24 protein-coding genes are annotated in these 25058 nt (G+C 58.1%); 14 read left to right on the top strand and 10 right to left on the bottom strand.

Translation table 11 applies throughout. The features are described 5' to 3' along the window. Positions 1 to 15 precede the first annotated feature (15 nt). The 4 genes from ACNAZS_RS15475 to ACNAZS_RS15460 form a co-directional block, all read right to left on the bottom strand. Entirely contained in the window at positions 16 to 903 is an 888-nt protein-coding gene (locus ACNAZS_RS15475) for an ABC transporter permease (RefSeq protein WP_415790823.1), read from the bottom strand. A gap of 10 nt (positions 904 to 913) precedes the next feature. Then, entirely contained in the window at positions 914 to 1855 is a 942-nt protein-coding gene (locus tag ACNAZS_RS15470; RefSeq protein WP_415790821.1) for an ABC transporter permease, read from the bottom strand. A gap of 7 nt (positions 1856 to 1862) precedes the next feature. Beyond that, on the bottom strand, positions 1863 to 3434 hold the full coding sequence (locus ACNAZS_RS15465; RefSeq protein ID WP_415790934.1) for an ABC transporter substrate-binding protein: 1572 nt from the start codon (positions 3432 to 3434) through the stop codon (positions 1863 to 1865). A 73-nt stretch (positions 3435 to 3507) separates the two neighbouring features. After that, positions 3508 to 4848: a D-serine ammonia-lyase gene (locus ACNAZS_RS15460; RefSeq protein WP_415790819.1), complete on the bottom strand. Its 1341-nt coding sequence runs from the start codon at positions 4846 to 4848 to the stop codon at positions 3508 to 3510. Between the two features lie 99 nt (positions 4849 to 4947). On the opposite strand from ACNAZS_RS15460, the gene ACNAZS_RS15455 reads away from it, so the two are divergent. Beyond that, positions 4948 to 5916, top strand: a complete 969-nt coding sequence (locus ACNAZS_RS15455; protein ID WP_415790817.1) for a LysR family transcriptional regulator — start codon at positions 4948 to 4950, stop codon at positions 5914 to 5916. 138 nt (positions 5917 to 6054) lie between these two features. On the opposite strand, the gene ACNAZS_RS15450 is transcribed toward ACNAZS_RS15455, so the two are convergent. Next, on the bottom strand, positions 6055 to 7239 hold the full coding sequence (locus tag ACNAZS_RS15450; RefSeq protein ID WP_415790815.1) for an RNA-guided endonuclease TnpB family protein: 1185 nt from the start codon (positions 7237 to 7239) through the stop codon (positions 6055 to 6057). Positions 7240 to 7556: 317 nt separating this feature from the next. On the opposite strand from ACNAZS_RS15450, the gene ACNAZS_RS15445 reads away from it, so the two are divergent. Continuing rightward, the gene (locus tag ACNAZS_RS15445) at positions 7557 to 8825 is read left to right on the top strand and encodes a TIGR03862 family flavoprotein (RefSeq protein ID WP_415790813.1); all 1269 of its coding nucleotides are present in this window, start codon (positions 7557 to 7559) and stop codon (positions 8823 to 8825) included. A gap of 41 nt (positions 8826 to 8866) precedes the next feature. Here the strand turns inward: ACNAZS_RS15445 and ACNAZS_RS15440 are convergent, their stop codons facing one another. Continuing rightward, positions 8867 to 9364, bottom strand: coding sequence for a GNAT family N-acetyltransferase (locus tag ACNAZS_RS15440; RefSeq protein ID WP_415790811.1), 498 nt, complete (start codon positions 9362 to 9364; stop codon positions 8867 to 8869). Positions 9365 to 9422: 58 nt separating this feature from the next. Continuing rightward, positions 9423 to 10373, bottom strand: coding sequence for a pca operon transcription factor PcaQ (pcaQ, locus tag ACNAZS_RS15435; protein ID WP_415790809.1), 951 nt, complete (start codon positions 10371 to 10373; stop codon positions 9423 to 9425). 95 nt (positions 10374 to 10468) lie between these two features. Between pcaQ and pcaH the strand changes: the two genes are divergently transcribed. The 9 genes from pcaH to dbpA all read left to right on the top strand — a co-directional run bounded on the left by pcaH (position 10469) and on the right by dbpA (position 19814). Further along, complete coding sequence (gene pcaH / locus ACNAZS_RS15430) at positions 10469 to 11185, top strand: protocatechuate 3,4-dioxygenase subunit beta (RefSeq protein ID WP_415790807.1); 717 nt, start codon at positions 10469 to 10471, stop codon at positions 11183 to 11185. Between the two features lie 3 nt (positions 11186 to 11188). Beyond that, positions 11189 to 11779, top strand: a complete 591-nt coding sequence (pcaG, locus tag ACNAZS_RS15425; RefSeq protein WP_415790805.1) for a protocatechuate 3,4-dioxygenase subunit alpha — start codon at positions 11189 to 11191, stop codon at positions 11777 to 11779. Between the two features lie 241 nt (positions 11780 to 12020). After that, positions 12021 to 13040, top strand: coding sequence for a Bug family tripartite tricarboxylate transporter substrate binding protein (locus ACNAZS_RS15420; RefSeq protein WP_415790803.1), 1020 nt, complete (start codon positions 12021 to 12023; stop codon positions 13038 to 13040). Positions 13041 to 13140: 100 nt separating this feature from the next. Further along, positions 13141 to 14460 carry a Rieske 2Fe-2S domain-containing protein gene (locus tag ACNAZS_RS15415; protein WP_415790801.1) on the top strand — a complete coding sequence of 440 codons (1320 nt, stop codon included), beginning with the start codon at positions 13141 to 13143 and terminating at the stop codon, positions 14458 to 14460. 28 nt (positions 14461 to 14488) lie between these two features. Then, entirely contained in the window at positions 14489 to 15478 is a 990-nt protein-coding gene (locus tag ACNAZS_RS15410) for an ABC transporter substrate-binding protein (RefSeq protein WP_415790799.1), read from the top strand. 27 nt (positions 15479 to 15505) lie between these two features. Then, positions 15506 to 16477, top strand: coding sequence for a PDR/VanB family oxidoreductase (locus ACNAZS_RS15405; protein WP_415790797.1), 972 nt, complete (start codon positions 15506 to 15508; stop codon positions 16475 to 16477). A gap of 18 nt (positions 16478 to 16495) precedes the next feature. Then, positions 16496 to 17683: a Gfo/Idh/MocA family protein gene (locus ACNAZS_RS15400; RefSeq protein ID WP_415790795.1), complete on the top strand. Its 1188-nt coding sequence runs from the start codon at positions 16496 to 16498 to the stop codon at positions 17681 to 17683. An 82-nt stretch (positions 17684 to 17765) separates the two neighbouring features. Next, entirely contained in the window at positions 17766 to 18311 is a 546-nt protein-coding gene (locus ACNAZS_RS15395) for a MarR family winged helix-turn-helix transcriptional regulator (RefSeq protein WP_415790793.1), read from the top strand. Positions 18312 to 18425: 114 nt separating this feature from the next. Further along, positions 18426 to 19814 carry an ATP-dependent RNA helicase DbpA gene (dbpA, locus tag ACNAZS_RS15390; protein ID WP_415790792.1) on the top strand — a complete coding sequence of 463 codons (1389 nt, stop codon included), beginning with the start codon at positions 18426 to 18428 and terminating at the stop codon, positions 19812 to 19814. 142 nt (positions 19815 to 19956) lie between these two features. Here the strand turns inward: dbpA and ACNAZS_RS15385 are convergent, their stop codons facing one another. From ACNAZS_RS15385 to ACNAZS_RS15375, 3 genes are read right to left on the bottom strand one after another with little or no spacing between them, the layout of a single operon-like run. Continuing rightward, a complete protein-coding gene (locus ACNAZS_RS15385) occupies positions 19957 to 20853 on the bottom strand; it encodes an alpha/beta hydrolase (protein WP_415790791.1) in 897 nt (298 codons plus the stop codon). Between the two features lie 13 nt (positions 20854 to 20866). Then, the gene (locus tag ACNAZS_RS15380; RefSeq protein ID WP_415790789.1) at positions 20867 to 21265 is read right to left on the bottom strand and encodes a RidA family protein; all 399 of its coding nucleotides are present in this window, start codon (positions 21263 to 21265) and stop codon (positions 20867 to 20869) included. 8 nt (positions 21266 to 21273) lie between these two features. Then, positions 21274 to 22182, bottom strand: a complete 909-nt coding sequence (locus ACNAZS_RS15375; RefSeq protein WP_415790787.1) for a ferritin family protein — start codon at positions 22180 to 22182, stop codon at positions 21274 to 21276. 146 nt (positions 22183 to 22328) lie between these two features. Between ACNAZS_RS15375 and ACNAZS_RS15370 the strand changes: the two genes are divergently transcribed. From ACNAZS_RS15370 to ACNAZS_RS15360, 3 genes are all read left to right on the top strand, one after another. After that, positions 22329 to 23279 carry a LysR family transcriptional regulator gene (locus tag ACNAZS_RS15370; RefSeq protein ID WP_415790785.1) on the top strand — a complete coding sequence of 317 codons (951 nt, stop codon included), beginning with the start codon at positions 22329 to 22331 and terminating at the stop codon, positions 23277 to 23279. 124 nt (positions 23280 to 23403) lie between these two features. Next, positions 23404 to 24381: a Bug family tripartite tricarboxylate transporter substrate binding protein gene (locus ACNAZS_RS15365; RefSeq protein ID WP_415790783.1), complete on the top strand. Its 978-nt coding sequence runs from the start codon at positions 23404 to 23406 to the stop codon at positions 24379 to 24381. Between the two features lie 155 nt (positions 24382 to 24536). Further along, the gene (locus tag ACNAZS_RS15360) at positions 24537 to 24959 is read left to right on the top strand and encodes a hypothetical protein (protein ID WP_415790781.1); all 423 of its coding nucleotides are present in this window, start codon (positions 24537 to 24539) and stop codon (positions 24957 to 24959) included. Positions 24960 to 25058: the final 99 nt, after the last annotated feature.

The raw sequence follows: 25058 nt of genomic DNA, 5'->3' as shown, positions 1-25058 counted from the left end.
TTTCGACTCCTCGCGTCACAGCCGACGCGACATGCGCGGATCGAGCGCATCGCGCATGGCATCACCCAGTACATTCACACTCAGTACGGTCAACGACAACAAGATGCCGGGAAACAAGACCAGACCGGGGAACAGCTGAAAGAACGAACGCCCCTCGGCCATGATATTTCCCCACGAGGACACCTCAGGCGGAACGCCGGCACCCAAAAAGCTCAGAATGGCCTCAGTCAAGATAGCGGAGGCAAACACATAGGTTCCCTGCACGATCAGCGGTGCGATGGTGTTGGGCACCAGATGACGCAGCATCAGCGTAAAGGTCGGTGTGCCCAGAGAGATGGCCGCCTCGACATAGGGCTCATTGCGTACGCCCAGAATCACGCTGCGCACCAATCGCACCACGCGGGGAATCTCAGGAATCGTAATGGCGATCAGCACCGTCGCCAGGCTTGCGCCGGACAACGACACCAGCGCGATCGCGAGCAGCACACCCGGAATGGCCATGAGGCCATCCATGATGCGCATCACAATCGCGTCCACCCACCGAAAATAACCCGCCACCACGCCGATAGCCAGGCCGACCACCATGCTGAATACCGCGACACCAATTCCGACCGTCAGCGAAACCCGGGCGCCATAAACCACGCGCGAATACACATCGCGGCCATAAGCATCCGTACCCAACCAGTGAGCGGCGGACATAGATTTCAAACGTTGCGTCGGATCGATCTGCATCGGATCGACGGTATGCAACCACGGTGCAAACAGCGCCATGATCACCACCAGGCACAACACCGCGAGCGCGATCATCACCGGACCACTTTTCAGGACACGCCGTAACGGAGATTGCGCTCCCGACGCAGCGGGTGCTGGCGCTACCAGCACAGCATTAGCTGAGTTCGACATAAGGGGCTTCTCAGTATCGGATACGGGGATCAAACACGGTATAGAGCGTGTCGACAACCAGGTTGATGAGTACGTAAACGAAGGCGAACAGCAGGATCAGCGCCTGAATCACTGGATAATCGCGTCCGAGCACGGCTTCGACCACCAGTCGTCCGAGTCCGGGCAAGTTGAATACCGACTCGGTCACCACGACGCCACTGATGAGCAGCGCGACTCCCACCCCAATGATGGTGACGATGGGAACCGCCGCGTTACGCAGGGCATGCCCCAGCAACACGCTTCGCTCGCGCAACCCTTTTGCGCGAGCGGTGCGGATGAAGTCCTCGCCCATGACCTCGATGATGCTGGTACGCGTGATCCGGGCGATCAATGCCACGTACACCGTACTCAGCGCCAGCGTAGGCAACACCAGTGATCTCATGAACGGCCAGATACCCTCTGACAAGGGCTTGTACCCCTGAACCGGAAACCAGCCGAGATTGATCGAAAAGAACAAAATCAGCACATAGGCGGTAACGAACACCGGTATGGAAAAACCCAGTACCGACGTCGCCATCACCAACCGGTCGAAGAGCTTGCCCTGACGCCAGGCCGCCAAGATACCCAGCGGCACCGCAATCAACACGGACAGCGTGATCGTGCTCAGGCACAGCGCCAGCGACGGCCCCATGCGTTGCACAATCATGTCCGATACAGCCGTCCCCGACAGCAACGACACCCCCAGATTGCCGCTGAGCAACTGACCCACCCAGATAAAGAACTGCACATAGATGGGCTGATCCAGCCCCATCACCCGACGGATCTGCTCGAGCTGTTCGGCCGTAGCCGCATCGCCCGCAATGATCGCCGCGGGATCTCCGGGGGTTAGACGCAGAATCGCGAACACAATCACTGCCACCATCGCCATGACGGGCAGGACAGCGAGCATCCGCCGCAGAATAAAGCTAATCATCGACGTCTCACTTATCGGTCTTTTTCATGCCCCAGAACACGGGAACGGAGGCCGTCATGGGATCCGACAGATTCTTGCGCAGCGCGGCAGGCACGTAGTACTCGCCCATCGGCAGCAACACGCCCTCACTGATCACCAATTCCTGGATGTCATTGGCCAGCTTCTTCTGTTCCGCCAAATCCGACGTCAGCGCGAACTTCTCGCGCAGCGCTTCGATCGCAGGTACATCCGGCCAGCCAAACCAGGCCTTCTTGCCGTTGGCTGCCACGCCAAATGCACGCAGCGGGTCGGAGGCCTCGGCCATAACGTTGTTGGTCGCAAAAATATTCCAGCCACCTTCGGACACCGGCGCCTGCGATGCGCGTCGCGTCACCAGCGTTTGCCAATCCATCGCTTGCATCTGTACGTTAAACCCCGCCGCCTTCAGGGCTTGACCGATCACCACAGGTTGCGGGCTGACCGACGCGGAGTCGGTAGGCTGCAGGATCACAATGGGCTTACCGTCGTAATTCGCCTGCTTCAACAAGGCCTTCGCCTTCTCCAGATTGGCCTTGACGGTCACATCCGCGCCGGCCTGGCTCTCATAAGGCAATCCACAACCAAACAGGGCCGCGCAGGTCTTGTAGTATTTGTCGTTGCCGATCAACGCCTGCAAGACGTCTTCCTGGTCAACAGCAAGCATCGCGGCCTGGCGAATCAACTTGTTATCAAACGGGGGATTCAGGAAATTCATACGCATCACGGTCTGATAACCGTGCGGGTCGAACACTTCCAGCTTGATGTCGGCGTTATTCTCGACCAGCGGCAGCATGTCATAAGGCATCTGCTCAAGATAATCGACCTCGCCATTGATGAGGGCATTCACCGACGTCATTGCATCGGGCATCGCCACCCATTTGACTCGATCCACGTTGACCACCTTGCCACCGGCCAACCCACTGGCGGGCTCACTACGCGGAACATAGTCGGTGTTTTTCTCATAGACAACTTGCAAACCCGGCTTGAACTCGGCCTGCACCATCTTGAACGGCCCCGAGCCGATGTACTCCTTGATCGGCTGGCCGGACGGCGTCTCGGCGATGCGCTTGGGCATCATAAATGGCGCGACACCGCTGGGCTTGGCCAACGCACGCAACGCGATATCCGTCGGTGCCTTAAACGTCATGACAAAACGCTTGTCGTCGATGACTTTCATCTCTGTCATCTGACTCGTCATCATCTGGCCCATCTTGTCTTGCTCGGCCCAGCGCTTGATGGACGCCACACAGTCCTCAGCATTGACAGCGGCGCCATCATGCCATTTCAGGCCATCACGCAACGTAAAGGTATAAGACTTGCCATCCGCCGATACCTCCCATTTCTCGACCATCTGCGGCTTGATCTCGTTCTTGCCATCAGTCGCCAGCAACGTGTCGTAAATCATGTATCCATGGTTACGCGTGATGTGTGCCGTGGTCATGATGGGATCCAATACCCGCAGGCTGGCATGCATGACGGCATTGATCGTTTGCGCTTGCAGGGCCGGCGCCGCGCCCAGGAACGCGCCACTCACCAACGCAGACAACGCGACCTTGCGCAATGAAAAACGAATACTCATCGACATTTATTTCCCCTTGAGTTCAATTTTGATAATGACAGCCGAGCATGGCCCGTTACGGCATGGTGACGACAGTCCGTCCATGCTCGAGAAAACCGCGGTATTCCTGATCGGGCACAAACAACCCGCCCGTACTCCAGGCAATGTGATTGGCCTGATTCATGAGATGGAGCAAACCCTGCTGCCGCAGGTAAGCCAGGCCGGCTTCGCTGGATAACAACATGCGCGGGCCGCTCAATGAGGCAGCGGCAGAAGGCTCTACCTTCATACCTTCCTGCTCATGCAGACGATAGAGATCCGCGAACATGGTGTCGTCGGTCGTCGTCATGACGCCCGAGAGCATGGGCCGCATCTGCGCCAACGCCAGTTCGGAAGCCACCGGCACTGCCAGCCCATCGGCCTCGGTCTGGTTATCCATGCCAACGTCATAGATCGAGATGCCCGGACGATCCGGATTCGACATACCGGCCAGAAAGCAAGCCGCCGCAGTCGGCTCCACAAAAAAGCAATGGACGGCATCACCGAAAATCAGTTTGCAACCGAAAGTGATACCCGCCGGCGCGCCGCCGACGCCACAAGGCAGATAGATAAACAGCGGGTGTGTCGCGTCGACCTGGATGCCTGATTCAACAAGCTGTCGCTGCAAGCGCAATGCCGCCACGCTATAACCCAAGAACAGCGACAACGAATGCTCGTCATCGACGAAATAGCTGAACTCGTCGCTCGCCGCACGTTGCCGGCCCGCCTCGACCGCTTGCGCGTAATCGCCTTCATACTCGAGCACGGCCACGCCGTTGGCGCGCAATTTGTCCTTCTTCCACTGTTTGGCATCAGAGGACATATGCACCGTCACCCGAAAACCCAGGGCGGACGCCATGATGCCGATACTCAAGCCCAAATTACCGGTCGAACCGACAGAAATCTCGTATTGTGCAAACAGGGTCCGCGCCGACTCACCGACCAGCACACCGTAATCAGGTGCGCCGTCCAGCAGACCATGACGATGCGCCAGGGACTCGGCAAATTCGAGCACCTCGTGAATCCCCCCACGTGCCTTGATCGAACCCGCAACCGGTAACGCGTGGTCCGCCTTGATCCACAGCGCGCCGGCGGCAGCGCCACCTGGCAACTGGGGTTGCTGCAGATGGTTCAACGGCAACAGCGCCGACTCGATCACTCCCTGCGTGGCACGCAACTCGGGAAACAGCGCCATCAATACGGGAGCGAAACGATCCAGCCGCTGCGCAGCGGCTTTCACATCTGCCATACTAATGTCAGACGACATTTTTCCATCGCTTGATTTGCAGACATCAGGGTTTACCCATACCTGAGGAGCATTAACCTCATGCTGCGTCTTTTTTCCGTTTATTAGTGATTTCCCTAGTATTTTTGGCATATTTCGTGTCTTGAAGCGCTGAATGACTCATTCCGCATTCTTCGTCAACCATGATGACGGCACAACTCATTTATTTTAATTTAATCATTAATAATACTAATGCGTTCGCTACTATCTTCCTCACTTCTGACTTGGCTTCGTTACTTCGACGCCGCCGCCCGCCATAACAGCTTCACGCTTGCCGCCGGGGAACTGCACGTCACGCAAGGTGCCGTCAGCCAACAAGTCAAACACCTCGAAGAATGGATAGGCACGCCGCTTTTTCATCGGACACCGCGCAAGCTGGTGCTGACTCAGGAAGGCCTACAACTCAAGCTGGCGGTCAAAGAATCCTTCCAGATTCTGGAATCCACCCTCTCACAAATACAAACCAAGGGCAAAGAAAGCGCACTCAACCTGAACTGCTCACCGTCGTTTGCAATGCGGTGGCTAACGCCGCGCATCAGTAATCTATTGCGCCAGCATCCCGACCTGACATTGCGGGTCTATGGAGAGTTTCATCTGCTGGATAGAATGCGCATGGAGCAAGAAAGTATTGAGGCCGCCATCCGCTTTGATCCCGGCGAGTATTCCGATGTCCGTGCCGTCGAATTTCTAGACGAGTGGCTCGTCCCCGTCGCCAGCCGCGCGTTCATGCAAACCCACCCGGAAATCCGCGTGGCCGCCGACATCCCCAGCCACCTCATGTTGCACGACGCCTCACCTTGGCAGCATGCCGAAGAATGCGTGGAATGGAATCACTATTTAGCCCGTATGGGATTACCTATCCCCGAGCACCATGACGGGCAACGATTCAACATGTCACAGTTGGCCGTCAGCGCAGCGGTCGCCGGGCAAGGTATTGCCATCGGCCGCCTTGCCCTGGTGCTGGACGACCTGATAGAGGGGAACCTCGTTCCTCTCTTCCGACTGGCCGTCGCCTCGCGAGCGACCTACCACTATGTGTGCCTGCCCACCAAAAACGCGCGATTAACGTTAATTCAAGCGTGGCTATTTCACGAAGGGCAAGTCTTCAGCAAACAGCGCAACGAATGGTGCAGAAAAGTGGGGCTTGAGTTTGTCCGGTGATCGACCAGCAATCCGCGACGCGCTGGCGGCCGGCGTTCGAGCGGGATAGACGCAACAAGGCTCGCCGCAACCAGTGACAGCACCAAGGCGATCGCGTACGACGTCGAACCGCCCACTGCACCTTGACTGCTCCCTTCCCTAAAGGGAAAGGGATTCCCACTTCACAGAACCGAGCCATTGCGCATCAACACTCATGCACTCAGGTCTTACCGTTTCTCCATGGGCTAACACCGCCAGCCCGGCGGCTAATACGTTATGGGCTGCGTTGATGTCGCGATCGTGGTCTGTGCCGCATTCCGGGCAGGACCAACGCCGCACGCTCAACGGCAACTTGGTCAAGACATGTCCGCAATGGCTGCAGCGCTTGCTCGACGGATACCAGCGATCCACGCGCACGAACTCACGCCCAACCCAACGCGCCTTGTATTCAAGCTGTCTCACAAACTCAGCCCACCCGGCATCGCCGATGGATTTAGCAAGGCAGCGGTTTTTCTGCATATTTGACACAGACAAGCTTTCTACGGCGATCACTTGGTTCTCGTGGATCAACCGGGTGGAGAGCTGGTGCAGGAAATCCCTGCGGATGTCTGCGATCTTGGCATGCAGCTTGGCGACTTTCAGCTTGGCCTTGGCACGGCGAGCCGATCCGCGTTGTTTCCTAGCCAAGCGACGTTGCAGCTTGGCCAGCTTTTCCTCGTGTTGTCGAAAGACTTGTGGCGCATCGACTTTTTCTCCTGTTGAGAGGGTCGCAAAATGAGACAGCCCCAGATCAATCCCGACACAGTTCGACGCGGGCGCCTTCTGCACCACGACGTCATCACACAGAAGGCTGACAAAGTATCGCCCTGCCGGGTCTTTGCTGACGGTGACGGTGGTGACCTTAGCGGCCTTCGGAATCTGACGGGACCAACGAATCGGGAGAACTTCAGCCATCTTCGCCAATTTGAGCGACCGGCCATCCCAGCGAAAGGCACTGGCGGTGTATTCGGCCGATTGCGGGCCGTCTTTGCGTTTGAAGCGCGCGTATCCCGTGCGTTTCGCGAAGAAATTAACAAACGTCGTTTGCAAATGGCGCAGCGTTTGTTGCAGCGGAACACTACTGACTTCGTTCAACCACAGGTAGTCGGACGTTTTCTTCAGCGCCGTCAGCGCGGCCGAGCTCGCGTGATATCCCAGACGCTCTTGTCGCTGGGCCCAAGCCGTCGAACGAAGGGCAAGCATGTGGTTATAGACCACACGTACGCACCCAAACGTGCGAGCCAGCGTCATCGCTTGCTCGGGCGTGGGATAGAACCGGAATCGGTAGGCACGTTTGGTTTGCATGCCCAAGATACTATCCGCGCCAAACCACATAACTGGATCTTCATCCGGATAGCAGCTCAAGTAAGACCAATCCTGCAGCCTGACGGCTGCGCGCCTTTCCTCCCCGGCGTGAATGCCGAGGTTTCTTGGAGCAAATGATGAAAACGTGGGCCGAGATTTTCTTTATTCGTCATGACAGGCAGCCATCCATTTCCGCATTAGCGCTGCGCTAGTGTCTTAGGTTTTTGAATGCTTCGCGCCCGGTTTCTTGCCTCTGAATTCCGTACCGTGATGCGCATCGTGAGACAATCACGTCGCGCCCCTCTTTCTACTTATCCATGTCCGACGCCCCCTCGCCCGCCTCTTCTGCTTCTGTTCGCATCGCCATCATCGGTGGTGGCCCCGCTGGCCTCATGGCAGCCGAAACCCTGACGCGTCAGGGCATACTGGCTGACGTCTACGACGGCATGCCGTCCGTGGGGCGCAAATTTCTTCTGGCGGGCCGCGGTGGGCTAAATCTGACACACAGCGAGCCCGCAGAACGCTTCAATCAACGCTATCGAGGACGTAGCTCCGCCGTCGCCGCCTGGTTGCGCCATCTGGATGCCCAATCCTTGCGCGACTGGGCCCATGGACTGGGCATCGACACCTTCATCGGTTCGTCGGGCCGCGTGTTTCCCCGTGAAATGAAGGCTGCACCCCTATTGCGCGCCTGGCTGTCGCAGTTGCGCGCCGTGGGCGTGCGCTTTCACATGCGGCACCGCTGGAACGGCTGGGCCGCCGATGAAACAGCCGGCCCGCACGCGCTGCATTTCGAGACACCGCATGGCGCACTGACTGTGCGGGCCGACGCCGCCATCCTGGCGCTGGGCGGAGGCAGTTGGGCCCGGCTCGGCTCAGACGGCGCTTGGGTAACCGGCTTGCAGGCACACGGTGTGAACGTGGCGCCGCTACGTCCGGCCAATGGCGGTTTTGAGATTGACTGGAGCACACACTTGCGCGAACGCAGTGCCGGCATGCCGGTCAAGTCGATCGCGATGGCACTGGACAATAATGGCGCTCCCGATACCTGGCGACGCGGCGAATTCCTGTTGACCGAATCCGGCATCGAAGGCAGCCTGGTCTACGCCCTGTCGGCAGGCCTACGCGATGCCATCGACGCGAACGGCACGACCATCGCATGGGTCGATCTGCTGCCCGACATGCCCGCTGAACGTGTCCTCGCCCAAGTTTCTCATCCCCGCGGCGCGCGCTCGATGTCCAGCCACCTACAAAGCCGGCTCGGACTCAAGGGCGCCAAGGCGGCGCTATTACGCGAATGCGCGGACACGCAAGCCTGGCAAGACACAACACTACTGGCCCGCAGCATCAAAGCGCTGCCGCTGCGCTTACTGCGCACGCGTCCGATCGACGAAGCCATCAGCACCGCCGGCGGCGTCCGCCTGGAAGCGACCGACGCAGCCTTGATGCTCACCGCTGCGCCGGGCGTTTTCTGCGCAGGCGAAATGCTGGACTGGGAAGCCCCAACCGGTGGTTATCTACTGACGGCCAGTATGGCCAGCGGCGTGATCGCGGCAGAAGGCGTAGGGGCATTCCTCGCGTCCTGATGAATCTTGGCGAAAGCTCGAGGCAAAACCGTCAATCCGACCTACGTAAGACGACTGACCATCATTAACTCGTCCACCTCTTTCCCGTCTTCCAGCGTCGCGGCGGGGATTCTGCCAATCTGACGAAAACCAAAGCGTTCGTAAAACCGAATTGCCTCTGCATTATTACCATTAACGTTCAGCTCCAACTGCCACACCCCTTCGTCCCGTGCGAACGCGATGGTTGTCTGCAAGAGATCGGCCGCGAGACCTCGCCCACGTTCGCTTTCGCGCACATAAACCATGATAATCGTGGCGCGGTGGGCTCTTTTGACGCCTTGCTGGCGGAGCAAACCCATAATCCCGACCGGCTCACCGCTCCTGAACGCGACGAACACCGGCTTTCTCACACGATTCAGCCACTCATCGTTCGGAAGAGACTCCCAGTCCGCCAACGTAGTCTGAAAAGCCGATGGCACGAGTCGCAAAGACTCCAGACGAATTGCCTTGAAGGCAGGCAAATCACTCTCTTGCAGCCGCCTAATCTGCACGTCACTCATTACTGCCGCCTCCTCGTATCAAAACCGTGAATGAAACTAACTGAATTTCGATGCTGCGTTAATGCGTCATCGGCATCGACTGTGCTCGCGCGAGTCCTGCTTGCCGAATGGCCTTGATGAGGCTCTCTGCCGCAGGTGAGGCATCGACGTCAGTCCGGCGCAATAGGCCCATGGGCTCGTCAGTCCCTGCCAGCGGCATATCCAGGCGAACCAATTCGCCCTGCTTGACCTGTTCGGCAACCAAGCTGTCAGGAACAAACCAGATCGCATCGGCAGTCCTCGTCAAGGCCAGATTCAACGAAACGGACAGGCTTTCGACTGTGCGCCCGTGAACCGTCGCGCCGAAACGCGCCAGAATGCTCTCGGCTGACTGACGAATCAACGTGCCGGCTGGCGGCAGCAGCAGCAATTGCGTGCCGATGGCGTCCGGCGTCAGGGCGCCGGCATCCAACAACGGGTGGTCTGCACGCACGACCGTGCTCAGGGGTTCGCGAAAGAGATGCTCAAAACTCATCCCGCTCATGGCTTCGGCCTCGCCCATACGAGCCACGGCAAAAACGATGTCCGCAGACCGCAGTCGTTCGAGCAGTTCGACATTGCGCCCCGTCACGACATCGAGACTCACTTGGGGCCATTCTGTATGAAAGGTCCGCAGAGCCGGAGGCAACAGGACACTGGCCACCGTGGGGAGTATTCCCAGTCGGATCATTTCTGGCATGCTTTCCTGATCGCTCGCCAATTTGCCAACGCCCTCGTCCAAGCTGGCCAGGCAAGCGTTCGCATACGGGGCGAACACGCGACCCTCGCTCGTTAGCTCCGCCCCCTGCCGGCCTCGATGAAACAAGCGCACGCCCAGCAAGCTCTCCAGTTCGAGCAAGGTCTTGGATACCGCGGGCTGCGTGATCGACAGCCGCTCGGACGCGCGCTGCAGGCTGCTCAGTTGCGCCACGGCCAAGAAACACTGGATATGCCGCAACTTAATGCGGCTGCTTGCCAAAGACTTTTCCATAACTTTTTGTGCGCGCCAATGCCATAAAACATCAATTTCAATAACTTTACATCTTAATTATCGTTCTCTTTCGTATAAAACAGACGGAGACTGCCATGGACGGTGCGAATCGCCGCAGCGCCATTCTTACCCCGAGGGACTGGAAAGAACATCCTCCTTATCAGTACGCGGGATACAAGTCATCAGTGCTACGCAGTCCATCGTTACCGCCTATTCCGCGGACAGATGCGTTAAGAAATCTCTATGCGCCCGTGTACGGCGCCGATCAACTGGGCTCCCAGGACGCCGACCTGACGGTCAATGCCGCCAAGAATGGCGCGCCGCTTGGCGAGCGCATCGTGGTAACGGGCCGCGTGCTTGACGAAGGCGGTCGGCCCGTACGCAACACGCTGGTCGAGATTTGGCAGGCGAATGCCGCAGGCCGTTATGTCCACAAAGGCGACCAGCATGACGCGCCTCTCGATCCGAACTTTCTTGGGGCCGGCCGATGTCTGACCGATGATCAAGGACGCTATCAGTTCCTGACGATCAAACCTGGCGCATACCCGTGGGGCAACCATAGCAATGCCTGGCGACCCGCCCACATCCACTTCTCGTTATTCGGCGAGTATTTTGGGTCCCGGCTGGTGACTCAGATGTATTTTCCCGGCGATCCCTTGCTGGACCTGGATCCCATCTATCAGGGTACGCCCACTCATGCCCGCGAACGCCTGGTGTCGCGTTTTACGCTGGACGCCACACAAGAAGGTTACGCGCTCGGATACGAGTTCGACATCGTGCTGCGCGGCCCGCGCCAGACACCCGCGGAGTGAGCCATGCATACGTTGAAACAAACTCCCTCCCAAACCGTCGGCCCGTTCTTTGCCTATGGACTATGCCCAGAGCAATACCACTTCGACTTGAAAAGCCTGTTTACCGCGACGGTCGCTGCGCCGCATGTGGCCGGCGAGCACATCCTGCTGGTCGGTACGGTGCATGACGGCGCCGGACAGGTCGTACCGGACGCCGTCATCGAGTTCCTGCAGGCAGACGCGTCGGGGCAATATGTGACATCAGCAGCGGATGCACAAAAAACGGGGTTCAAAGGCTTTGCGCGCGTGGGCACAGGCACCGACCCTGATCAACGCTACGTCGTCGAAACCATTAAGCCTGGCGCCGCTGCACCCGGCGCGGCCCCCTGTATCGATGTCATTGTCCACATGCGTGGCATGCTGCTCCATGCCTACACCCGCATTTACTTTGAAGACGAAGAAACGGCCAACGCCCAAGACGAGGTGCTGGCTACGGTACCTGCCGCGCGTCGTCCCACCTTGATCGCAAAACGGGAGCCAGGGTCATCACGAAAGGTATATCGGTTCGATATTCGCCTGCAGGGCCCAAATGAAACCGTATTTTTCGATGTCTGACGCGCTCGCGGCGCACCGGGTGATGCTCCCCAGGACGTGACCGAGTACGGCGCCGCGCTGACGCGTCAAACGCGTCAGCGCAAGGGCATTCCCCGACTAGGGAATGCCCTTGTTTTTTTTCACACTTCAGGCATTGAATTTTAATTAGATCTCTAATATTATTTTCTTGTGCGCAACCCGAAATGGCCGCGCACGCAGCATAAATCTCGTTAAAAAACATAAATCAGAGGACGGAGACAAGATGCAAAACCACCAAACGGCGCTGACCTATTCCATCAGTTCTCGCAAACTCATCGCGGCCTTCGGCGCGGCTGCGGCATCCCTGGCATTGACCTGTAGCGCGGTCGCCTCTGAAACGGCGTCGCAGTTCCCTAATCGCGCAATTCGATTCATCGTGCCCTATGCGTCCGGCGGTCTGCCAGACACGGTGGCCCGTGTTGTAGCCCAGCAGTTGACGACCACACTGGGTCAATCGGTCGTCGTCGAAAACAAGCCGGGCGCCAATGGCGTCATCGCGGCCCAGGCGCTGATGAGCAGCCCGCCCGACGGTTACACCTACCTGGTCACCGACGGTTCGATGATGTCGATCAACCCCTCGCTGTACAAGGATCTTCCGTACGAACCAAAGCGCGATTTCCTCCCCGTTTCGTTGATCGCCACGTCACCGCTGTTCCTGGCCACCAGCACGCAAACCGGCATAAAGACACTGCAAGAATTCGTGGACCGCGCCAAAGCCAATCCTGGCGATCTGGACTACGGGTCGTCCGGTATTGGCAGCTCTCACCACCTCAGTATGGAGGCTCTGACTCAAAGTCTGAACACCAAGCTCACTCATGTGCCGTTCCGAGGATCCGCCCAATCAGTACCGGCCCTGGTCGGCAACCAAGTCGATGTCGTGTTTGCAGCATTGCCTTCCATTGCCGGGTTCGAAAACAAAGGGCAGGTCAAGATCCTCGCGACCAACGCGGGAAAACGCTCGGCGCTGGCACCCAACATTCCAGCGATCGCCGAGATCATTCCTGGTTTTAATTTTGCGGTAACGGTAGGTGCCCTGGCCGCGTCAGGTACCCCGGACTACGCCGTGGAAAAAGTAAGCGCCGAAATCGCCAAAGCGGTGAAAACGCCCGCGGTGGTCAAGCAATTCAATACGCTGGGTATTGAACCCGTCGGTGGTTCGCCCAAGCAATACGCCACTGCCATCGACGAGGAAACACAGCGGTATGCAAGCGCCATCAAATCAGCAGGCATCAAAGCCGACTAAGCCCGCGTCGTCGTCATGAGGTTTGCCAGCGACAGCGGCATCACGAAATTTATATACCCCAGTCGCTGGCGCAGCGGTGGGAAGCAATCTGGAGGCCCCTATGTTGACCGTCGAAGAAAACAATCTGCTGTGCCGCGTCGAAGAAGACGCGCCTATGGGACAACTCATGCGCAAGCATTGGATCCCCATTTGCCTGACGGAAGAAGTGAGCGAACCCGACTGTGATCCGGTCAAGGCACGCGTGCTAGGTGAAGACCTCGTCGTATTTCGCGACACGGATGGGCGGGTGGGCGTCATGGACGAGTATTGTCCTCATCGCCGTGTGTCGCTTGTGTACGGACGCAATGAAGAATGCGGCCTGCGCTGCCTGTATCACGGCTGGAAGATGGATGTAGAAGGAACCGTGATCGAAATGGTGTCCGAACCCGCGGCAAGCACGATGGCGGACAAGGTCAAACACAAGGCATACAAGGTACAGGAATGGGGTGGCATGGTTTGGGCGTTCATGGGTCCCCAGGACGCCATACCCGAATTCACCCCTCCTCCCTGGGCGCCGACCCAGGACGCAAAAGTCAGTATTGCCAAAGTGCTCGTCCCCTGTAATTGGGCGCAGATCCTGGAGGGCGCTATCGATTCGGCCCATAGCTCCAGCCTGCATTCGTCGGATTTCGTGCCTGCCCGCGTCGGTGGCGCGCAAGCGACAGAGAAAAACTGGTTGCGACCGTCCACAGACAAGGCCCCCCGTATGCAGGTGCATAAGACCTCGTATGGCTTTCGTTACGCGGCGATTCGCAGACCCATTACCAACGCCGCCAAAACGGACTACATCCGCTCGACGGTCTTCGTCGCGCCAAACACCGTGTTGATCCCGCCAAACAACCTGTACAACGTCGCGAATGTGAACGTGCCGATGGACGATACGAACACGGCGTTCTATTTCATCGCATGGGGAGAACGGGCGACCACGCCCGACACCGAGACCTGGCGCAAGTTCCTGGGGACCAGCGTCGGAAAAGACCTGGACGAACGCTATCGCCCCTTTCGCAACGAAGAGAACCGCTTTTGGCAGGATCGCCAGGCCATGAAAGCCGGCAACTTTACGGGAATCAAGGGATTTCCGAACCAGGACATCGCCATGTGGGTCACCATGGGTCCTATTGCCGACCGATCAAACGACCGCCTTGGGGCCAGCGATCTGGCCGTCGTCGAGTTTCGCAAGCAAATGCTGGACGCCGTCCTGGCGTTCAAGGATGGTGCGCCGGCCATCGGCACGGGCGATCAGCGTATTCCGGCGCAGGTATGCGCATTCCAGGCGATCGTCCCCAAGGAAATCGATTGGCGGAATTTCGACGCCAAGCCCGTGGGTCGGCAAACGGAAGACACACCGGAACTCGAAACCAACTATCAAACAACCGCTTAACAGCGACAACCTGAGGACAACTCGCAACATGGCCAAACTACCGCTTTCCATTGCCATCGGCGACTACGACCGTAATCGCGCCTTGGTTGACGGCGCCGTGCAGATAGACGGCGTAGACCCCGCGTACATGCTTCTGAGTCCCGAGGAAATGTTCTTTCGTGCGTTTCGCTATCAGGATTTTGATATCAGTGAGCTGTCTTTTTCGAGCTATCTGGTGAAACACGCCAACGGCGACTGTCCGTACATCGCGCTACCCATCTTTCTGTCGCGCGCATTCCGACACACGTCGATCTATGTCCGCAAGGACAGAATCACGCGCCCCGAAGACCTGAAGGGAAAACGGATAGGTATCCCCGAGTATCAGTTGACCGCCAATGTATGGGCGCGCGCCATATTGCAAGACGACTATGGCGTGCGGCCATCGGATGTCACCTGGGTGCGCGGCGGCATCGATCAGCCGGGCCGCCCCGAAAAAATAAAGCTGAAGCTTCCCGCTGACGTAAAAATGATCGACGCCCCCGCCGACACGACCATCTCGGACATGCTGGACCGGGGTGAGATCGATGGATTCATGGCGCCACGCGCGCCGTACGGCGCCGCGCGCGAGAACCCCAACGTCGGCTGGTTGTTCGACGACCCGACGGCCGTCGCAAAGGACTACTTCAACCGCACACGCATTTTTCCCATCATGCATGTCTTGGGCCTGCGCAAGACCCTGGCCGAGCAGCACCCCTGGCTGGCCGCCGCCCTGGTCAAGGCATTCGATCGGTCGAAATCCATCGCATTGGAAAAACTGTCGGATACATCAGCGACGAAAGTCACTCTGCCCTTTGTTGAAGAGCAGCTCAAAGCCGCGCAAGAAACCATGGGACCCAACTACTGGGCCTATGGCGTGCAGGATAGCCTGGCCACCCTAGAGGCTTTTACGCGCCACCATCATGCGCAGGGTCTGTCGTCCCGTCATGTTCCGGTCGAAGAACTGTTTCATCCCAGCACTTACGAAACATACAAGATCTGAGTGTTACGCAGATTGCAGGAGATCGACATGACCCCGCCCAGCACGTCCATGGATACCGAAGTGCGTTTGAGGATCCAGAAAATCGAAGACGCCGCCCAGGGCATACGTGCATTTGAACTCGTTTCGGAAAACGCGGAAGACCTCCCGCCGTTCACCCCTGGTTCTCATATCAAAGTGCAAGTGCCCAACGGCGAGTTTCGCAAATATTCCCTCTGCAACGATCCCGGCGAACGGCATCACTACGTCATCACCGTCAAGCGCGAAGCGCAAGGACGCGGAGGCTCGATCAGCCTGGTCGACGAGGCTAGAGAGGGGCAAATCCTTTCGGCGACGATGCCCGATAACGCATTTGCGCTGGTCGACAATCCCGACAGTCTGATTTTCATTGCTGGGGGAATCGGCATCACGCCTATCCTGTCGATGATTCGCTCTTTCGGCGAGCTCGCCCCGTGTCCTTGGAAGCTTTATTACCTGAGCCAGGCACCCGAGACCACCGCATACTTGGACGAGTTGACTCACCCCGACATCAAGGCGCACGTCAAGATTCACCACGATTACGGTGATCCCGCGAATTCGTTTGACTTGTGGCCCGTCCTGGAAAAGCCCAATCGGGGGCACGTCTACTGCTGTGGTCCACGCGGCCTGATGGAAGGCGTGCGGGACATGTCGGGGCACTGGTCACCCGCGCGCATCCATTTTGAAAGTTTCCTGGAGGGTGGCGGAAAAAAACCCGACGATCAGCCATTTCGCGTCGAACTGGCCAAGTCCGGTCGAGAGTTCGAAATCCCGGTGGGCAAGTCGATTCTCTCGGTCTTGCTCGAGGCCGGCGTCAAGGTCAGTTATTCATGCGAGAGCGGCACCTGTGGTTCATGCCGGACCCGGATGCTGCAAGGATCGGCCGATCACCGCGATATGGTACTGATGCCTGAAGAGCAGGAAGCGGAAATCATGGTGTGTGTCTCGCGTGCCACTTGTGAAAAACTGGTGCTGGACCTTTAACCAACAGAAAGCCTGGACATGAATACACCAACATTGAGATTAGGCGTGGCCGGGCTGGGACGGGCGTTTTCACTGATGCTCCCCACCTTCCTGAACGACAGTCGCGTGCAGTTGGTTGCGGCAAGCGACCCTCGACCAGAAGCGAGAGCGCGATTCGAACGAGATTTCGCCGCGCCCACCTATTCGGATGTCGATGCGTTGGTCGCCAATCCCGACGTTCAGGTGGTCTACATCGCCAGCCCGCACCAGTTGCATGCCGAACACACGCGCATCGCCGCCGCTCACGGAAAACACGTCCTGGTGGAAAAGCCGATGGCACTGTCTTTGGACGAGTGCGACAGCATGATCCAGGCTTGCAAAGCATCGGGTGTCACGTTGCTGATCGGACACTGTCACAGCTTTGATACCCCGTACCTGAGGACGCACGAATTGATCTCGGGTGGAGAATTCGGATCGGTACGAATGGTGCACGCCTTGAACTACACCGACTACCTATTTCGTCCCAGACGTCCGGAAGAGCTCTCGACCCAGGACGGTGGCGGCGCCGTGTTCAGCCAGGCCGCTCATCAGGTGGACATTGTCCGCATGCTCGTGGGCGCGCGACCGGTACGGCTGCGCAGCGCGCTCGGACGTTGGAACACATCCCGGCCAACCGAGGGAGCGTATAGCGCCCTGCTTTGGTTTGCGTCAGGCGCGTATGCGTCGTTGAACTACAGCGGGTATGCCCATTTTGATTCAGACGAATGGATGGATTGGGTGGGAGAAATGGGCAATCCCAAGTCGGCACAGGATTATGGAGCCGCCCGGAAAAAATTAGCCGCGATCGCCAGCCCCGCTGCAGAAGCGACCCTGAAGGCAGCAGGAACCTACGGGGGAAGCGCATACGCCAGAGCGGCCGCACAGACCGCATTTGCGGAACCATCGCATCAGCATTTTGGCTCCCTCATTGTGTCATGTGACCATGCCGACCTGCGGCCCATGCCCAACGGAATCCTCATTTATGGCGACACGGGGCGCGAATTCCGGGCGCTGCCCGCACCGGTGATTCCGCGTTTTGAGGTCATCGATGAATTGCATGGGGCCATTTATAACGATCGCCCTTGCCTGCACGACGGCGCGTGGGCCAAAGCCACGCTCGAAATTTGTCTGGCCATGCTGAAATCGGACGATCACGCCGAGGACGTCTTGCTCAACAATCAGGTCTAGGCGGCCGCCACGGTCACCGGAGGGGTTGCCACCCGGTGGGAGTATCATTTCGGGCGATTTCGTGACTTTCTAATCTGCACCGATGACTAGCAAAGAAACCCTGAATGTGCTGGATCACTGGCGTGAGGCCGTGCCTGACGATCGTCTCGCGCACCTGATCAAGGACGCCACCCGAGCACTGGTACGAGGCCTGCAAATGCGGCTCGCCGAGCACAACGTGTCATTTGGCCACTGGACCTTTTTACGCATCCTTTGGGAACAAGATGGGCTGACTCAGCGCGAGCTGAGCGAGCAGGCCGGCGTCATGGAGCCCACGACCTTTGCGGCGATGCGGGCGATGGAGCAACTCGGCTATATCGAGCGCAAACACTTGCCCGGCAACAAAAAGAACATCCACGTGTTCTTGACACGCACTGGGCGCGCCCTGAAGAAAAAACTGGTTCCACTGGCCGAAGAGGTCAATGCTATCGGCACGCGTGGTCTCAAGGCGACGGAAATCAAGACCGCGCGCAAGGTGCTGCTGGCGATCATCACCAACATGGCAGAGGACGAGGCCTCGGAAGAAGGCGCCGAACGACGGATTCCGTCCACCCGCGAGCTATCTCGACGGATTAACGAAACATCTTGACCGGTTAAGGCGTCGGTACCCCGCTCATTAGGACCGCCGACAGCCCCAAAAGGGTGCAAGGGCCTACACTATCGGTTAATTCAGCTATTTGCGGTTTTTACCACCCGCCCTATTGTGACTAACACGCCCTTCTCTACCCTGCCCCTCTTGCCCGCCTTGCTGGAAAATCTGCAAAGCCTGGGTTTCGAAAAAATGACGCCGATCCAGGCGCAGAGCCTGCCACTGATCCTGGAAGGCCGCGATCTGATCGCGCAAGCCAAGACCGGCAGCGGCAAGACCGCGGCCTTTGGCCTGGGGGTGCTGCAGAATCTGGACGTGAACCGTCTGGTCCCGCAAGCGCTACTGGTCTGCCCTACCCGTGAACTAGCGGACCAAGTCGCCCAAGAACTGCGTCGGCTGGCTCGTCTGATTCCCAACGTCAAGATACTGACGCTGTGCGGGGGGGCCGCCGCACGCCCTCAAGTGGAATCGCTGGCACGTGGGGCACATTTGGTCGTGGGCACACCGGGTCGCCTGCAAGACCATCTAGAGCGCGGCAGCCTGGACTTGTCGGGCCTGAATACACTGGTGCTAGACGAGGCCGACCGCATGGTGGACATGGGGTTCTATGACGATATCGTCGCCATCGCCTCGCACTGTCCCACCAAGCGCCAAACCTTGCTGTTCTCGGCCACCTACCCCGACAACATTCGCAAGCTCAGTGCGCGCTTTCTGCGCAACCCGGCCGAGGTGAAGGTCGAGGCCCAACATGACGCCAGCCGCATTGAGCAGATTTTCTACGAAATCGACGACGCAGACAGGCTAAACGCCGTGGTCACGCTGCTGGCCCATTTCCGCCCGGCATCGACGCTGGCCTTCTGCAATACCAAAATCCGCAGTCACAATCTGGTCGAGCGCCTGCAGGCCGAGGGCATCAGTGCCCAGGCCCTCAATGGCGACCTGGAACAGCGCGAGCGCGACGAAATCCTGATCCAGTTCGCCAATCAAAGCTGCGCCGTACTGGTCGCCACCGACGTCGCCGCTCGCGGTCTGGATATCCAGAACCTGGGTGCGGTGATCAATGTCGACGTGACCAAGGACACCGAGGTCCACGTGCACCGCATCGGCCGCAGCGGTCGCGGCGACCAAAAAGGGTTGGCGCTGAGCCTGTGTTCGCCCAACGAAACGCGCTGGGCCAACCTGATCGAGGAATATCAAGGCACCCCATTGAAATGGGCCGATATCAAATCGCTGCGCCCCAAGGCCGACCGCCCCCTGCGCGCGCCGATGATTACCTTGTGCATACAAGGCGGCAAAAAGGACAAGCTGCGCCCCGGCGACCTGCTGGGCGCCCTGACCGGCGATGGCGGCCTGACATTCGAGCAGGTCGGCAAGATCAATATCACCGAATTCAACGCGTATGTGGCGTTGGACCGCCAGATTGCCAAACAGGCGTTTTCACGCTTGTCCAACAGCAACATCAAGGGACGCCGGTTCCGTATGCGCTTTCTGGAAGAGTTCTGATCGGCTGCTGGTCCATATCCATACTGGTGGTGCTTGAATCAACGTCCGTGCTTCGCCAGGGGTGATCAGACGGCCGAAGGGGTGAAATTGTTGGCCATCCAGTCGTGGCGTGAAAGGCCAGTAAGGCCCACCGTGCTGTTCGCTAGCGGCATGAGCGTTCGAAGAACGCCAGCACCTGTTCACCCAGCCACTGCTCGGGCGTATTGAAATGAGCCACGATCGATACATGATTGTGATCTGGCAAAGCGATGTGCAAAGGCGCTGATGCGCTAGCTTTGCCTAGCGCCAAGGCGAACTCAAGGCCATAGATGTCCAGCAACGGGTTTTCATATTCGGCGTTCACCACGAGCACCGGCACGCGCGCACGCGCGGCATGGGTTAGCGGCGACCCGCTTTCGTAGTGCGAGGGGTCATTGCCAAAATACGCCCTGACACCCGCTGCGTTGGGATTCACTGCAAGGATGTCTGCCTTGAGCCGTGCGGAAATCAGCACGACACCCTGCACATTGAGCGGCGCCGATCCGTAAAGCGGATCACAAGCCAATGTCGCGACATGTGTGCCCCCGGCGGAATGACCAATCAGGCAGATTCTATCGGGATCGCCATCAAACTCGTGGACATGGCGGGCGACCCATTCGCATGCCTGTGCTACGTCAGCAGCACCGCCGGGATAGGGAGCATCCTGCGCAAGCCGGTATTCCACATTGATGCCGATGTAACCCTGGCGCGCGAACCATGTCAGCACATTGCCGTACATCTCTGCGTTGATATTCTTCGCGCCCCTGATAAAGGCACCTCCATGCACGAAGAGAACCACTGGTGCGCGATGCGCGCCTGTAGGCCTATACACGTCCAGAATTTGTCGTGGGTGATCGCCATAAGCCAGGTTATCGATGATATCGACGCCTGCCTTGGGCGCCTGCGCCAGCAAGGGCACGTAGAGCGCCTTAGTCTCATCGCCGCCTTTGCGTATATCGTGCTGCCATCGCACACCTAGTTCGCGCAGTCGCTGCGTAAGCCGTTCAGGACGTTGGGACATCGTGCAGTCCGGATCAGGCGGATGCGGGCAGGAAGGCGATGCCCTCGATTTCTACCAACCATTCAGGTCGGGCCAGTGCTTGCACGACCACGACGGTGGATGCCGGCCGTGATTCACCGATGAATTCGGCCCGAACTGGGCCCAACTGCGGCAGATCCGACTGTCGGGTCAGGAACGTGCTGACTTTTACCAGATGCTCAACCCGCATACCGGCGCCCGACAAGACAGCCACCAGGTTAGCCCACGTCTGGCGCGCCTGTGCCTCAAAGCCATCCATCAGTTGGCCGCTTGGATCCACACCGACCTGGCCGGCGATATGCAGCCACGTTCCAGAACCCACCGAGGCGATAGCCAAGCTGTATGGACCTAATGGAGGGGCCACCTCGTTGGTAGCAATGATGCGATTCGACATGGAGTGGCTCACGATATGCAGTCGTCGATTTCGGACACACGGGGAATCTCGACCCCATACACACCCACATCCTCACGGATCTGGTTCAAACCCTTGCGAATAATGGCGATCTCGTCGTCCGGATGCGTCGCACCTAGACCGTATTCCGCGGCCAACGCACGGTTGCGCCCCGACCGGGCACGCTCTTCGTCCGGCAGATTAACGACCGCGTAGACGCCATTGAGCAGGCTGCCCTTGAGTTTCTTCGCTACCTTTTCCCCGATGGTGCGTTTCTCTGTCGCCGGTAGTTCGGAAAAAAAACGGCGCATGATAATGCGGCCAAATTGAATATGGCGTGCCTCATCGCGCAGGATGAGCCGACAGGCTTCGCGAATCGATGCGAACTTTGCATTTTCGTAGCGTGCTTGAAGCAGTTCGCCCGAAAGCTGTTCAAACAAGGTATTGACCGACAAGCTTGCATAGAAGCTCATTTCCTTTTCGTCTTTCTCGTCGTGAAAGCGCGGGATAATGTCTTTGAAGTAATCTGCCCGCGGGATGGCCTCATAGCCATGCAAATGGTCCGCGATTCGGAAACTGGCCTCGTGATGCCTCAACTCTTCGGCAATGAAGTTGGTGATGTGCTGCTTTATCTCGAAAGGTTGATGCGAAAAAATCGCTTCGCGCAGGCGTTCGGCGCCATACGGCGTTGCGCCGTGTTCCATCCAGGCACGCAAGCTCCACCATTCCGCTCCCGCGACGCGCACCTCATCGGGAATATCAGCGTCCTTCAATTCCGAATAATCAATGTCCACAACGGGATCCCAGGCCAACTCCCGCGCTTGCGTGCACAGGCGCCAAACTTCTGGATACTCAATCTTCGCAACCACCGGATACGGATTGGGAACTTGGGGGATTTCTTCGAGTAAGGACGGTTGCATCTGATCGGATCCTCAAGTTAGAACAAAGAAAGGGATTGAATATGTTCATGCTAGGGGCGCCACCTTGATACATCCAATACTATTTACATAGCCCCGTGATTCGTGTCAGATATTGCCAATCTGACTTCGCATAGTGGGTGACGCTCATGTTTGAACTCCGTCTGGTCCGCCAGTTTGTCGTGGTCGCTGAAGAATTGAATTTCCGCCGCGCGGCCGAGCGATTGCACATGTCGCAGCCGCCACTATCGACCGCAGTAAGGAATCTCGAGACCGATATCGGCACGACGCTGCTCGATCGAAGCAAGCATCACGTCAGGCTGACACCGGCCGGACAGGTCTTCTATAAAGATGCGGTACGACTACTACGGTTCATTGAACAGGCGCGCGAACGCGCCCGTCGAACGAATTGCGGCCTTGAAGGCACGTTGCGCCTATCTTTCGTACCCAGCGCGGCACTCGACGTACTGCCGGAAATCTTCAAACGATTCCAGCACAATTACCCGACCGTGCACCTAACGCTGACAGCGGAAACCACGCGACGGCAACTCGAAGATCTCCAGAATGGGCATACCGATCTGGCGCTGTTGGTCGGACCGGTTTATGACTCGCGCGGGCTGGAGCTTGTCGAGCTACGCCCCCAACGCTTCGTGCTTGCCGTTCCGAGCGGACATCCACTGGCCAAGCGCGAGAAAGTGAAAATGAAAGAACTGGCGGCAGAATCGTTTGTCTCGTTTCCCGCGGCCGAAGGAATGGGCTTTGTCAACGCGCTGCTGAGGGCTTGTCAGACGGCGGGTTTCATGCCCAGAGTCGTCCAGGAAGCCTCGCAGATGCAAGCCATCTTGACTCTGGTCGCAGGGGGACTAGGTATCGCCCTGGTTCCATCCGCCATGCGCCGCCTGCATATGGAAGACGTGTGCTTCCTCGACATTTCCGATACGAAGAACCCACCCACCTATCAACTGGTATTTGCCTATGCAAGTGGAAATGACAACCCTGTCATTCCCGCTTTCTTGGCAAACGCGTTGGGCTCAGCCCACCCCTTACATGACCGGAATGAACGCACTAAGTCAGTGCGAAAAATGCCCGAAACGGTGTGATTCGTCGGACGTATCAACACCTACATTGAACGGTATTAGACAAGCAGGTATTAACTTGGGAGCATCTGGAACGAACGACGGTCCTCGCCCAGCAATGGAAGCCCACCCATGATGGATAAATTGCATGCACCCACTGTGCCGACTCATTGCTCCTGTGGCGTCCTGTATCCTGCTCGCCGCGGCGGGACAGGCAACAGCTCAGGACTTTCCCACCCACTCTGTCACCCTGGTGGTTCCTTATCCAGCCGGGGGCTCCGCTGATATCCTGGCTCGCGCCATCGGGAAAATGCTGGGGGAAAAACTTGGCCAGCCAGTTGTCGTCGAAAATAAGAGCGGCGCAGGAACGGCCATTGGTTCGCGCTTCGTTGCAAAAGCACCCGCCGACGGCTACACCCTACTCTTGGGCACCGTCAGCTCGCACGCCATCAATCCGGCGATTACAAACGTCGGCTACGACCCGCTCAACGACTTCGCGCTGGTGGCGCCCGTGGCATCGACCCCCTTCGTTCTGGTGACACCCGTCGGGTCATCCCTTCGCACCTTAGCGGACGTCATCGAGGCAGCGCGTCAACAGCCGAACACGCTGGATTACGCCTCTGCCGGCCCTGGAACATCCAACCATCTGGCGGGTGAGATGCTAGCCAACGCCGCCAAGATCCAACTGGTGCACGTTCCGTATCGCGGCAGCGCACCCGCACTGGTCGATGTCATGGCCGGCCATGTGCCACTGATGTTCGACCTGCAAACCACGTCGGTTCCAAACATCCGCCAAGGTACCCTGCGCGCTTTGGCTGTCACCAGCCTGCAGCGCAGCACGCTGCTGCCCGATATACCCACGGTGGCGGAAAGCGGTATACCCAACTTCGAAGTCAGCGCCTGGTTTGCCGTGTTCGCGCCAGCGAAAGTTCCTCCACCGGTATTGAAACGCTTGCAAGACACGATGATCGCCGTCATGGAATCAGCGGACTTCAAGCAGCAACTTCGCCAGATCGGCGCAGAGCCAGACTCACGATCTCCGGAGGAGTTTTCCGTCTATGTGGAACAAGAAGTCAAAAAATACACAGGGGTCGTAAAAGCGGCTGGCTTGGCCGCCCAGAAATAGTTTTACTCCCTTGCGGCGCACCCATTTGCGAGCACCGAACGACGCAGTCAATGACGTAACAAAATCTGCAATTTTTGTTCCATTTTGTATGTCGAAATTGCGTTGCCCTGGGCGTCGGCGCTAGGATTAGGCACTTGGTTCAACCGCGGAACATCATGGCATCTGGCATCAGCAACGATCATCGAATTGACATGCATTTGAACAACGGCATGCTCAATGGACGCCCGCTTTATATTCATTACACGTCGCATAACGGCCACGCCAACATCATGATGCATCGGTGCATTATGGCCAGACCCAACGCGGACCGCCGGGGCACCAATGCCAAACCGGGCGTCTATCTCGCCTTAGCCAAAGACGCCATGAACAGCACGCTAGCGCATTACACGCTGTTTCTAGGCGAAGAGCGGTACGCTCAGAGCGCGACCCATTGCATCATTTTCACTTTCCACACGCATCCCTTCCTGGAACAGCAACTCGTTACCGAGGGCGGCATCGTGCATGAAGCCATTCATCGTGGAAACATCCCCTTTCACAGCATTGACGTGCTGTTCGATGGCCCGAACCCGTTTATTTGAACGCACAAACGGATATGACGTCAGTCCTGCATCGGGGCTGAGACAACCATAGACCTCGCGGTTACGCCGCTCGATCTATAGCGATCACTTGCTCATAGA

Origin of the sequence: Bordetella tumulicola (genome assembly GCF_965138755.1) — a bacterium.
Lineage (GTDB): Bacteria > Pseudomonadota > Gammaproteobacteria > Burkholderiales > Burkholderiaceae_B > Bordetella_A > Bordetella_A tumulicola.
The sequence above is the reverse complement of the archived record's forward strand: the minus strand, read 5'-3'. Positions and strand labels throughout refer to the sequence as shown.